At 57.3% G+C, this 12,027-nt stretch carries 10 protein-coding genes and 2 pseudogenes; 7 read left to right on the plus strand and 5 right to left on the minus strand.

The window, feature by feature from the left end; all coding sequences use genetic code 11:
* Positions 1–64: 64 nt before the first annotated feature.
* The 3 genes from lolA (at position 65) to fghA (ending at position 2,747) form a co-directional block, all read left to right on the plus strand.
* Complete coding sequence (gene lolA / locus IPP88_12920; protein ID MBL0123588.1) at positions 65–709, plus strand: outer membrane lipoprotein chaperone LolA; 645 nt, start codon at positions 65–67, stop codon at positions 707–709.
* A gap of 80 nt (positions 710–789) precedes the next feature.
* Positions 790–1,896, plus strand: a complete 1,107-nt coding sequence (locus tag IPP88_12925; protein ID MBL0123589.1) for an S-(hydroxymethyl)glutathione dehydrogenase/class III alcohol dehydrogenase — start codon at positions 790–792, stop codon at positions 1,894–1,896.
* On the plus strand, positions 1,896–2,747 hold the full coding sequence (gene fghA / locus IPP88_12930; GenBank protein ID MBL0123590.1) for an S-formylglutathione hydrolase: 852 nt from the start codon (positions 1,896–1,898) through the stop codon (positions 2,745–2,747). Before IPP88_12925 ends, fghA begins: the two co-directional genes overlap by 1 nt.
* Here the strand turns inward: fghA and IPP88_12935 are convergent.
* The 3 genes from IPP88_12935 to nhaR all read right to left on the minus strand — a co-directional run bounded on the left by IPP88_12935 (position 2,744) and on the right by nhaR (position 4,843).
* Complete coding sequence (locus tag IPP88_12935; protein ID MBL0123591.1) at positions 2,744–3,034, minus strand: antibiotic biosynthesis monooxygenase; 291 nt, start codon at positions 3,032–3,034, stop codon at positions 2,744–2,746. The genes fghA and IPP88_12935 overlap by 4 nt on opposite strands.
* The gene (locus tag IPP88_12940) at positions 3,031–3,849 is read right to left on the minus strand and encodes an isocitrate lyase/phosphoenolpyruvate mutase family protein (GenBank protein MBL0123592.1); all 819 of its coding nucleotides are present in this window, start codon (positions 3,847–3,849) and stop codon (positions 3,031–3,033) included. Before IPP88_12940 ends, IPP88_12935 begins: the two co-directional genes overlap by 4 nt.
* Before the next feature lie 85 nt (positions 3,850–3,934).
* Entirely contained in the window at positions 3,935–4,843 is a 909-nt protein-coding gene (gene nhaR / locus IPP88_12945; protein MBL0123593.1) for a transcriptional activator NhaR, read from the minus strand.
* A gap of 320 nt (positions 4,844–5,163) precedes the next feature.
* On the opposite strand from nhaR, the pseudogene IPP88_12950 reads away from it, so the two are divergent.
* Together IPP88_12950 and IPP88_12955 are read left to right on the plus strand one after the other, a co-directional pair.
* Positions 5,164–5,823 (plus strand): annotated as a pseudogene (locus tag IPP88_12950) (TerC family protein).
* 108 nt (positions 5,824–5,931) lie between these two features.
* Positions 5,932–6,442 (plus strand): annotated as a pseudogene (locus IPP88_12955) (universal stress protein).
* A gap of 412 nt (positions 6,443–6,854) precedes the next feature.
* Here the strand turns inward: IPP88_12955 and IPP88_12960 are convergent.
* On the minus strand, positions 6,855–7,697 hold the full coding sequence (locus tag IPP88_12960; protein ID MBL0123594.1) for a PhzF family phenazine biosynthesis protein: 843 nt from the start codon (positions 7,695–7,697) through the stop codon (positions 6,855–6,857).
* 94 nt (positions 7,698–7,791) lie between these two features.
* Here IPP88_12960 and msrA point away from each other — a divergent pair, with 94 nt between their 5' ends.
* Both msrA and IPP88_12970 read left to right on the plus strand, forming a co-directional pair.
* Positions 7,792–8,541, plus strand: coding sequence for a peptide-methionine (S)-S-oxide reductase MsrA (msrA, locus tag IPP88_12965; protein MBL0123595.1), 750 nt, complete (start codon positions 7,792–7,794; stop codon positions 8,539–8,541).
* A gap of 66 nt (positions 8,542–8,607) precedes the next feature.
* Positions 8,608–9,018 (plus strand): hypothetical protein, encoded by a 411-nt coding sequence (locus IPP88_12970; protein ID MBL0123596.1) that lies wholly within the window; start codon positions 8,608–8,610, stop codon positions 9,016–9,018.
* 40 nt (positions 9,019–9,058) lie between these two features.
* On the opposite strand, the gene IPP88_12975 is transcribed toward IPP88_12970, so the two are convergent.
* Positions 9,059–11,356 carry an acyltransferase gene (locus IPP88_12975; protein MBL0123597.1) on the minus strand — a complete coding sequence of 766 codons (2,298 nt, stop codon included), beginning with the start codon at positions 11,354–11,356 and terminating at the stop codon, positions 9,059–9,061.
* Positions 11,357–12,027 lie beyond the last annotated feature (671 nt).

Here is a 12,027-nt window from a genome sequence, read left to right on the forward strand (position 1 = left end):
CGTCATTCCTGCGAAGGCGGGAATCCAATTTCGCAACGTACCCTGGATTCCCGCCTTCGCGGGAATGACGGGCGCTACGCTTAGACATCTGGCCGCCAAGTCGATATTTTCTTTCGCCGCCACTTTTTCACTTTCATCCTTCGCAAATGCCATCGCCGATTTCCAGTCTTTCGTCTCCACCGTTCAATCCGGACGCGCCAATTTCGAACAGTCCGTGTTCGACGCCAAAGATAAACCGATGCAAAAAAGCAATGGCACGCTCGTCTTTACGCGCCCCGGCAAGTTTCGTTTTACCTATGAAAAACCCGCGCAACTAATTGTCGGTGACGGCAAGAAAGTTTCATTCTTTGATCAGGACCTGAATCAGGTCACCATCAAAAAGCTCGACCAGGCTTTTTCTGGCACACCGGCTGCGCTGCTGGCGGGCAAGGGCGAAATCGACAAGGCGTTTACCCTGGTGGCCTCGGGTGACACCGACGAGCACGGGGACCGCATCGAGTGGCTCGATGCGCTGCCACGCCAAAAAGACGCTGGTATCGAAAAAATGCGGGTCGGATTTCGTAAGGGAGAGCTGGCGGCAATGGAACTGAATGACGCATTCGGTAACCGGACGCGACTCACGTTTACAATATTCGAACGCAATCCGAAAATTGACGCGAAGGCATATGTATTCACTCCGCCAAAGGGCGCCGACATCATCGGCGAGTAGGCGAAGCCGCTCGTCGCAAATAGCAATCGAGACTTCAACGAAATTGCACCTCCCAATTCTCCACTTACACCGCTGAGCCCATGAAAACCAAAGCTGCCATCGCCTGGAAAGCCGGTGCACCCTTGACGATTGAAGAAGTTGACTTGCAAGGCCCGCAAGCGGGCGAAGTGCTGGTGGAAATCAAGGCAACGGGTATTTGCCACACTGACTACTACACACTGTCGGGTGCCGATCCCGAGGGATTGTTTCCCGCCATTCTCGGGCACGAGGGCGCGGGTGTAGTGGTCGACGTCGGCGCAGGCGTCAAAAGCCTGAAGAAGGGCGATCACGTCATTCCGCTGTACACGCCGGAATGCCGCCAGTGCAAATTCTGCCTGTCGCGCAAGACCAACCTCTGCCAATCGATCCGTGCCACGCAGGGCAAGGGCCTGATGCCCGATGCCACCAGCCGTTTCTCCATTGGTGGGAAGCCGGTGCTGCATTACATGGGTACGTCCACGTTCTCAAATTACACCGTGGTGCCTGAAATTGCGCTCGCCAAGATTCGTGAAGACGCCCCCTTTGACAAGGTTTGCTATATCGGCTGCGGCGTGACCACCGGCATTGGCGCCGTGATCTTTTCAGCCAAGGTTGAGGCGGGCGCCAATGTCGTGGTGTTTGGCTTGGGCGGTATCGGGCTGAATGTGATTCAGGGCGCGAAAATGGTCGGCGCCGACAAGATCATCGGCGTGGATTTGAATCCGGCCCGCGAGGCACTCGCTCGCAAATTCGGCATGACACATTTTGTCAATCCGAAAAACGTTGAAAATGTCGTCGACGCCATTGTGCAATTAACCGATGGCGGCGCCGACTACAGCTTTGAATGCATCGGCAATACCAAGACCATGCGCCAGGCGCTGGAGTGCTGTCACAAGGGCTGGGGACGATCGATCATCATCGGTGTGGCGGAGGCTGGAGCCGAAATCAGCACGCGACCGTTCCAACTGGTGACCGGCCGCAAGTGGGAAGGCTCGGCATTCGGCGGTGCGCGTGGCCGCACCGACGTACCGAGGATTGTCGACTGGTACATGGAAGGCAAGATCAATATCGACGATCTGATCACTCACACCTTGCCGCTGGAGCGGATCAATGACGGCTTTGATCTGATGAAAAGTGGAGAATCGATTCGCTCCGTCGTGATTTACTGATGATTGAAACCATCAGCGAACACGCCTGCTTCGGTGGCGTGCAGGGTTTTTATCAGCATCGGTCCACCGCTGTCGGCTTGCCGATGCGCTTCGCGGTCTATCAACCGCCGCAGGCAAAGCAGGGCGCCGTGCCTGTGTTGTTCTTTCTCGCCGGTCTCACCGCGACCGAAGAGACCTTCATGATCAAGGCCGGCGCCCAGCGATTGGCGGCGGAGTATGGCCTGATGCTGGTCACCACCGATACCAGCCCGCGCAATACCGGCATCGAAGGCGCGACCCTGGATTGGGATTTCGGCGAAGGTGCGGGCTTTTATCTCGATGCCACTGAGGCGCCATGGAGCAAGCACTTCCGCATGGAGACCTACGTTGTCGACGAATTGCGCGAGATGATCGTGGCGAATTTTCCCGCGCATGCCGATCGCATCGGCATTTTCGGGCACTCGATGGGCGGCCACGGCGCGCTAACCCTGGCCCTTCGTCACACCGACGTGTATCGCTCGGTCTCGGCATTCGCGCCGATCTGCGCGCCGATGCAATGTCCGTGGGGCGAAAATGCGCTGGAAAACTATCTGGGGACTGACCGCCAAGCCTGGTCGCAACACGATGCAAGCGAGCTATTGCGCCAACGAAAGACGCCGTTTCCGGCAGGCATCCTGATCGATCAGGGTGGCGCCGACAAATTTCTCGAACAGCAGCAACTCCGGCCGGAATTGTTCGAAGCGGCCTGCGCGGCAGCGGAACAGCCGCTCACCCTGAGGCGCCACCCCGGCTATGACCACGGCTATTTTTTCATTTCCACGTTCATTGCCGATCACCTGGCGTTCCATTCCGCCAATTTGAAGGCTCGCTAGCTGACACTCTCGAAGTGTTCGACACTCGGAAACGGATCGTAGAAATGATGCAGCAGCGCCTTCCAGCGCTGATAGTCGCCGGATTGCCGGAAACCGATTGTGTGATCTTCAAGGGTCTGCCAGCGCACCAGCAATACATACCGGTTGGGCTTTTCAATCCCGCGCTGCAATTCATGCGAAACGTAGCCCGGCATGGCGGAAATAATTGCCGCGGCCTGCTGGAATGCCGATTCGAACTCTTGCGCCAGTGCAGGGCGCAACTCGAGCGTGGCGATTTCGAGGATCACGGCCGCATGAAATCGTTTACGCCACGCGACGGCAATGTACGGTCGAGATAGTCGAACGTACCCCGGTCCCTGATTTCCTGCGCCGCATCGATCAGCCCGGTCATCGCCGCTCGAAACAGCGAGGTGGCGAGGCTGATGCGTTTGACCCCGGCCGCTTCAAGTTCGGCCACGCTGAAGGAGCGGCCCTTGATGCCGACCATGAAATTGACCGGTTTCGATACTGCCGCGCAGACTGCACGCACCGAGGCCAGGTCAGGCAAACCTGGCGCGAACAGCACATCCGCGCCGATCCGCTCATAGGCTTGCAGGCGTTTGATCGTGTCGTCCAGATCCGGGTTCCCGCAAAGATAATTTTCAGCTCGCGCCGTCAACGTAAAGGCGAAAGGCAGCGCCCGTGCTACTTCAGCCGCCGCCGCGATGCGTTCCGTCGCCAGGCCGATGTCGAACAATGGACGTGACCTGTCGCCGGTGGCATCCTCGATCGAACCACCGACCAATCCGGCCTCCGCGCCAAGGCGAATGGTCTCCGCTACGACCGCAGGGGAATCACCGAAGCCTTTTTCCAGGTCGGCCGCCAAGGGCAGGTCGGTCGCGGCGACGATGGTGCGGATCTGCGTCAGCGCTTCTTCGCGTGTGACGCTGCCATCACGACGCCCGAGCACGCCGGCCGACGCACCGCTCGACGTCGCGAGTGCCTGAAAGCCAAGTCCGGCGAGGATGCGGGCGGAACCGCCATCCCATGGATTCGGCATGACGAACGCCCCGGTACGCAGGTGCAATGCGCGGAAACGGTTGGCTCTTTCGGTTTGGCTCATGGTTGCGAGTCTCCCACGTCATTGTATTTGGAATCCGTTATGGGTGCGCCGAACTCGTCGCGCAATCACGGCAATCTGGTGAATCTCAAGCGGATTTGCGGGTGACAAACAGCCCGCTTCTAGCCTCCCCGGTAATGGCGACGACACAGGGGTGAGTTACGCGGCGCTCGATCGAAATCGCGAAAAACTCCTCGAAGATTTCCTTGGTTCTCCCCAGGGTTTTCACGCCGTACTGCTTTTCGATCTCCGATTCGAGAACGCTTGGTCCGATGAACACGCCTGCGCCACGCTGCCCGAAGGCTTTCATCAATGCGCTGTCGTCGAACTCCCCGACCACGAGGAGCCGCAGTTTGTTCGCCTCGCACCACCGATCCAGCCGTGATCGAATTGCCGCGTCCATCCCCGGAACGAGCATCGGGACGCCGTCGAGACAGGCTGGAAAGTTTCCCCTGCTATTCTTGCAGAGTGCGGCGGATGCGAAGAAGCTTATCCCCGATTCTCCGAGCCGGTGATTAAACGCATTCACGCTTACCCTGGGGGGGATCGGCGCGTCTGCGATAACTAGGTCCAGCCGATGCCCGGCAAGTTCCGTGAGCAAGCTGTCGAGTTTCCCTTCGCGGCACACAATACGCACAGGAGTGGCAATTCGGGTCGCGGGTTCGGTCAGGTGATAGGCGATCGACTTGGGAACCGCATCGGCCACACCGACCCTAAACTCGATTGGCCGTCCGGCCGCCGGGTAGTTTCGGAGCGACTCCTCCAATTCGGACCCAAGGGCAAAGATCTCATTCGCGTAGCCGAAGGCGAGCCGGCCCGCTTCCGTCAATTCGAGATTACGGCCGCGTTTGGTGAACAACGGTGTTCCAAGCCGTTCTTCAAGCAGCCCGATTTGCCCGCTGAGGGTCTGCGGAGTCAGATGCACCTGCTCACTCGCACGCGCGATGCCGCCCGCTTTGGCAACCTGCCAGAAGTAGCGCAAATGCTTGAAGTTCATTGATTTTATCCTTCTGTTTACTCGAAGAATCGGTATGGATTGTACGATTTTGCACGAAGTATTAGCACACGTGCGTGCCGTGGAGAGGTGATTGTCCGGAAAGAAAAAGTAGCAGCAAGCCGGCCTTGCCAGGTCCATTCGAAGAATCGGATATTTCGTCCAATTCTATTGAAGCCGAAGTGACGACTGGCCAGCCATCTTGGGGTAACGCGAAACAACTCATCGGTTTATTCGAATGATCATCATCAATAATTCGAATATACGTGAAGTGAATGCGCTCCTACACTTTTCCCTGTACCAACCGATCTGCAAGACTGGCCATGGACATCATTTCCCTCGAATTTCTTACCGCGCTTCTCGCGATCATCGTCATTGACCTGGTGCTGGCGGGCGACAACGCGATTGTGATCGCGCTCGCGGCGCGCAGCCTGCCGCCGCATTTGCAGAAGCGCGCGATCGTCTGGGGCGCCGTCGGGGCGATTGTGGTACGTAGCGCAATGACGCTGGTCGTGGTCTGGCTACTCAAGATTCCCGGGCTGCTGCTGGCGGGCGGAGCACTGCTCGTATGGATTGCTTATCGCTTGCTGCTGCCTGAAAGCGTCAACGGCGAACACGAAGGCAACAAGGTCAAAGCGGCGGTCGGCTTCTGGGGCGCGATCCAGACCATCGTCGTTGCGGACATGGTGATGGGGTTGGATAACGTTCTTGCGGTCGCCGGCGCGGCGCAAGGCAGCTACTTGCTGGTGGTGATCGGCCTTTTGATCAGTGTGCCGATCGTGGTCTGGGGCAGTACGATCATGCTCACATGGGTAGAACGTTTTCCGGCAATCGTCTATTTGGGCGCCGGCGTACTCGCGATGACGGCTGCCAAGATGATCATCAGCGAACCATTCCTGAAGGATACCTTTGCCGCCAACGGTGCGGCGTCGGTGCTCCTGTACCTCGCGGTTATCGGCGGGGTGCTGTGGACAGGATTCGTAAAGAACCACCGCAAGCTTGAGTCGCGCATTTCTGCACGCCTCGCGGTACTGGCCCGCCAGATCAAGGCGGAACGCGATGATATCGTCGCAACTGAAGGAGGTCACGCCATGATGAAAGTCCTTGTTCCTGTCGACGGTTCGCGCAACTCGGAATATGCATTGCGACATGTCGCCAAAGAATTCATGAGGAACCGGGATGGAGGTTCATCTGCTCAACGTCCAGCCAAAGCTGTCACGCCACGTTGGACAGTTTCTCAGCAAGAAGACGCGCGATTGCTTTCACCACGATGAGGCCGAGAAGGCGCTGCAACCCGCCAGGGCCCTGATCGAAAAGTTTGGCATTCCGTATACCGCCCACGAGCGGGTCGGCGCCAAGGCCCCTGCTATTGCGGACGAGGCTCGGCGCCTCCAATGCGACCGGATCATCATGAGCACTTCGCGCAAAAACTCGCTCACCCGCATGATCGAGGACTCGACCACCGACAAGGTGCTCGAACAGACCACTATCCCGGTCGAGTTGATTGCCGGCGACGCAATGTCAAAGCTCGAGCGCTATGGCCTGCCCACCGGCTTGGGCGCTGCATTCGCGCTGCTGGTCGCGGCCGTCGCGACGGACTGAGCCGCTGCCGCGCAGCGGCAGGCACATCGCTGTAATGCAATCGGACGGGGGCGGGTCGGTTGCTTCAATTGCGGCACAATCTGCGCTGATGCCACCTCACACGCGGTCTTGCCCTTGTCGCCGGTGGCCGCTGGCTGAAGTGCGATTCGGGGCTGCGCACACTTGAAAGCCGAATCCAACATGTGCACAACCAAACCGGGCCTCCCAAGTAGTGGGCATGACAAACGGGCCGGGTCCAAGTGCAACCCTCGATTCCGGGTAGTGTTTCATAGATCGCCATTTAAAAAAATACATATAAACAAATAATTAAATTGTATTGTTAATGTGTAATATAAATACTGAGGTTAGTTGAAATTGCCTGCCTTTCAATAGTAAGTAATCCGCCTAGAATGGCGACCGCGACAATTCAAAACTATGGCAGCGTCACCAGCCCACGACCGATTTCAATGGCCCGGCCACTGACGCGAATCTGCGACAGCGCATCCACGCTGAGGCCGATTCGGCAGGGTCGACTGACCGCCGCGCCCTGGTCGATGGCGTACGCAATGGGTAATGTCCTTTGCTGCCGCAAGAACCAGCCACCCAGATTGGCGGTCGCCGAACCGGTACCGGGGTCCTCAACCACACTACTGTGTTTGACGAAGAAAAAGCGCGAGAGCAGCTTGGCGTCACCCTCGGGCGCAAACACATACGCCATCGATCGACCCAGGTCATTGGCAATGGTCGCAAGCCGGTCAGCGATCGGCTGGGCGCGTCGCACCGCGTCGGCACTCGCCAGCGGCACAATCAGTTGTTCCGAGCCGGTATTGACCCAGCAGGCGCCGTCGAGGACATCTTCCGGTTTGAGGCCGAGGATATTCGCCATTTCGGATCGCGTCACGGAAAGCTCGCGATAACTCGGGGCATTCGCGGTAAGTGTCCAGACGTCCCCCACCGCAGACACAGGAATGACCCCGGCCTTCATCTTCAGCGAGATCTGGTCGCCCGCCTTGAAAAGTTCTCGAACGACGTGCGCGGTGCCCAGCGTGGGATGGCCCGCGAAGGGCATCTCGAAGGTCGGCGTGAAGATTCGAACCTGCGCGGTGGCGGAATCGGCGGGCAGGATAAACGTGGTTTCGGACAGGTTGAATTGCAGCGCGAGGGCCTGCATTTCTTCGTCGCCGAGTCCTTCTGCGGATTCGAACACACAAAGGGGATTGCCACCGAAGATGGTCTCGGCGAAAACATTAACCAGGCGATAGGGGTAGATACGCATGAACGGGAATTGAGTAGAGTTGTCTGATAATCAGCATACCGCATGAAACCGGTCGCATGCCGCAAACGTGCACCGAATGCAATTCAAGGTCGGTATGCAAGGCTTTCGCGCCATCACCGACTCATCCTCTTTAACCGCTGGAGTGCCGATTGTGACCCGCAATTTTTCCCGTATTCTCCTACTCCTCTCCGCCGCAATTGCCGTGACTGGCGCGGCTGTTTACGCACAGGTGTCGACCTCGAGCGCCAAACCTGCGCAGCCCGGCAAAGTGACCGCGCCGGCAAATACGGCACGCGCGATCTTCGCCGGCGGCTGTTTCTGGTGCATGGAGGCGCCTTTCGACAAACTCGACGGGGTTGTCTCCACCACCTCCGGATACACGGCCGGCACCAAAAAGGACCCAACGTACAAAGAAGTGTCGGCGGGTTGGACGGGCCATACGGAAGCGGTTGAAATCGTTTATGACCCCGCGAAAGTAAGCTACCAAAAGCTGCTCGACGTGTTCTGGCACAACATCGATCCGACGACCAAGGATGCGCAATTTTGCGATCACGGATCCCAGTATCGCAGCGGCATTTTCTATGCGGACGATGCGCAAAAGGCGGCCGCCGAAGCATCGAAAGCCGCTCTGGACAAGAGTAAGCCGTTCAAGGGTGCCATCGTCACGGAGGTCACGGCGGCAACGCAGTTCTATCCCGCCGAGGATTATCACCAGGACTACTACCTCAAGAATCCGCTGCGCTACAAGTATTACCGCAATGGCTGCGGACGGGATGCGCGTCTGACCGCGTTGTGGGGTGACAAGGCCGGCGTCGGTGGAGAAGGTGCAGGCGGCCGCAAATAGGCGTCGTTGCCGGCGTTTCCCAAGTGGTCTAGACTCCTTCACACCAACCAAATGGGGGAGGAAAAAATGAACAAGAAATTCATCATTTCGTCTTTGGTCATGGCCGTCGCCGCATTGCTCGTTGGCTTTGTGGTTCATGCAGCGCTGCTTCAGGCGGATTACGCCAGGTTATCCACGATCTTTCGTGCGGAGGCCGATGCGCAGGCGCACTTTGGATTCATGCTGTTCGCACATCTGTTGATTGGCATCGGCCTCACCTGGATTTATCGGATGGGCCATGAAGCAGGCAAGGGCGTGGTCTCGCAGGGTTTGCGATTCGGCCTGGCGATTGCCGTGGTTTCCACCATCCCGATGTACCTGATCTACTTTGCCGTGCAGCGCCTGCCTTCTGACCTGGTCGCGCAACAGATCGCGTTCGATACCATTGGGATGCTGTTACTGGGCATGCTGGTGGCGTGGCTCAATAAGTCGTCATAGGACCGGCTATTTCTGACAAACTCTAGCATTGGCGAGGCTTTCATGGAATTTGTCCGCTGAAAGCCGCTCCAGTGCTAGAGTTTGATACTCGCACTCGTTGTTTCGCCAACATGGCGATGGAGTGAACCCACGAGTTGCTTCCCTCTCGAATACCGCATCTATCACAGCGACTCTCCCTTTCGCCTTCCGCCAGTACGCCGCAGACGTGATGGCGAAATGTTGGAAACAGGGTTCGATTTCCAAATGCACTGACGTGGTCGCCATCAAGAAATAGTGGGCGCCCTTCGGCATATGCGGAGCAAGTGTCCGTTGGGCACAGGATCGGCAATGGGTCCCAGACGGTCAGTTGACGGTCGTGCTGCGCAAGCGTCTGGATAGAACCCACCGCAGGTGCGCGATACCTCTCAAGCTCTTCACGCGCAATCGTAAATCCGCCGGCGCACACTTCGTTGGACGCGTTGAACCAATCCGCACAGCGATAAGTTGGACTTCGGAAAACGGGTTTGGGAAGCTCAAACATGACTCTTGCTCCCGCGCGGGAGAATGGTTGGATCCAATGATCCGCTTCGGCCAATGCCGCGGCGCTGTTGCAGAGCGCCTCCGGCGAGTTCGTGTATTGCCAGCTTATCGCTTCATCAAGTCGCGCCCATTGATCCGTGAAACGACGTAGGCGCAATGAGGGCAAGAATACGATGTCTCCCTCGTGCAGAAGCGTGACCACATCTTTTTGCGCTTCAAGCGGGAGCTGGATGCAGCGATTCGCGCGCCCACTGCCCATTGGCGAAAATAAGTCGAGATACGGACACCCAGGAGCGCTATATACGCGGACCAAGATCCCCGTTTCAGCCGCGAGCTGATCGAACATCATCAGGTATGCGGTTGCGTGTGAGTCCCCGAGGACAAACATCTGACGCGAAGTCACCGATGTCACACAATCCTTCGGCTGGTATTCGAAGATCGCGATTTCACCGATGGATCGGTGGGTGAGTTCAACCTTGCAGTGGCGAGTTTTTTCCATTCCCGTCATGCGATCGACGGCATACCAATCCGTCGCCTGCCTGGTTACATTGCTCAGTGACAGCTTTGGGCGTGCGGCAAAAAAAGCTTGCGCCAGCATCGAGCAAGAAATGATCACGAGCGCAAAGAGCGCGACACGAACGAGACTTGAACGCGCGCGCAGCCAGCGGTTTTCGCGAATGGGCCGCTCGACAAACCGATACGATAGCTCGGCACAAATCATGGTTATCACCAATGCGGCACCTTGGCCGAACGGTGACGCAAGACCGAATGTCCAACGCATAAGCACGAACACCGGCCAGTGCCACAGGTACAACGAATAGGATCGCAAGCCGATGCTGACCAGCACACTGCTCGAAAGCAGACGTCGAATTGGCGTGCTCGCTTCATCAATGCCTACGCCACCGATCAGCAAAGCAGCCGCCAGCGCGGGTATCACCGCCGATGGCCACGGAAATGCCGAGGCATGAAGGCCGACATAACTCCAGACAAGCAACGCTGCACCGCAAAGGGTGACACACCATTGCAACCACCGACTGTTCCAGGAACGGACAAACTTCATCGCCGCATTGCCACTCTGCATTGCGTGAGTAAACTGGAATAACAGTGCGCCCAGCGCGAGTTCCCAAAATCGGCTGAAAAGGGAATAGAACGCTTGCAATGGTGCATGCGTCTGTGCCCACGCCGCATAGACCATTGACGCAATGCCGATACTGGCGAGCAAAGCAAAAAATGCCCAACGTTTTCGGGCGCGCGCCTGAGTGGCGGCAAACCAGCCAAACAACAGCGCGGGCACCACCAGGTAAAACTGCTCTTCAACACCCAGCGACCACGTGTGTGTAAAGGCGTTGAACTCTGCGCGTGGGGTGAAATATGCTTCCGCATTGGTCGCGAGCAGATAGTTGCTGAAACCAAGAAACGCATAGCGCGCAGTCTGCTCGGTAAATCCAGTCAGCCAACCGGCGGGAATGACCAGCACCACGAACAGGACGGTGACAAGTAACATCGCCAACAGGGCGGGGACGATGCGCGTCAGTCGACGCGCGTAGAAGCCCATCAAGAAATTGATGGTGGATTCGCCAGCGTGCGAGCCAAGCGAGGAAGCCACCACGAATCCCGAGATCACAAAGAACACATCGACACCCACAAAGCCGCCGGGGAGCCATTTGGCGTTGAGGTGATAGATGATTACGCCAAGTACCGCCAGCGCACGAAGGCCATCTATGTGGGGAAAGTAGTTCGCCGCGTACGGTTGAGTATTTGTGTTCGTGTCTCTGTACCTGTATGCGTCTCGAACGTTTTCTTCGGCGGCGGCGTTCATGCGTCCGTTTGATAGAGGCCAGTACTTTTGATTTGAATTCAACGCACGTCTTGCGTTGAGTTCATCGAAAAATGCCGGCTGCAGGAGCTCAAATATTAGATGGTCCGGGCTATGTGCGGTCGACAATTGCCATAACTGCCGGGGTTTTCCGCCCCACACCGCACCGCAGATCGCCATTTGGCGCGACTTCCCGGCACTAAATGCCGGAAAAGGCGCGCCAGTGCTAGGGATTTGCTACTTCATCGCGACGCTCAGCTCGCTTTCTTCACAAAATCCCGCAAGTGTTTTGCCTGCATTTTCAGCGACGGAATGTGCACATACATCATGTGGCCAGCTTCGTAATAGTGCCGGGTAGTATTTCACTCGAGGCTCTTGTCGAGCGCCGTAATAGTTGAGCACGTAATCGCTGGCGAAATACAGATGTCGCGGATCAAGTAACCTGACGCCGTACCACTTTCATGTGCGGATTGCTGCAGATCGCCTTGCGCAGGCTTTCCGCGACATTGAGATGCTGGTCTTTCGAGCCAAGTCCCAGGTCATGTAACTTGGAAATCATCTATGGGTGTGTCGATTTCGGAACTAGAGTTCGCGGCGCAGATAATCATTGACTGCAAGCCGCGTATGCGCCGCCGGGAGTAGTGTGCGCGGGGATCAAATTCAAAATTTTCGCC

Source organism: Betaproteobacteria bacterium (assembly GCA_016720925.1).
Classification (GTDB): domain Bacteria; phylum Pseudomonadota; class Gammaproteobacteria; order Burkholderiales; family Usitatibacteraceae; genus UKL13-2.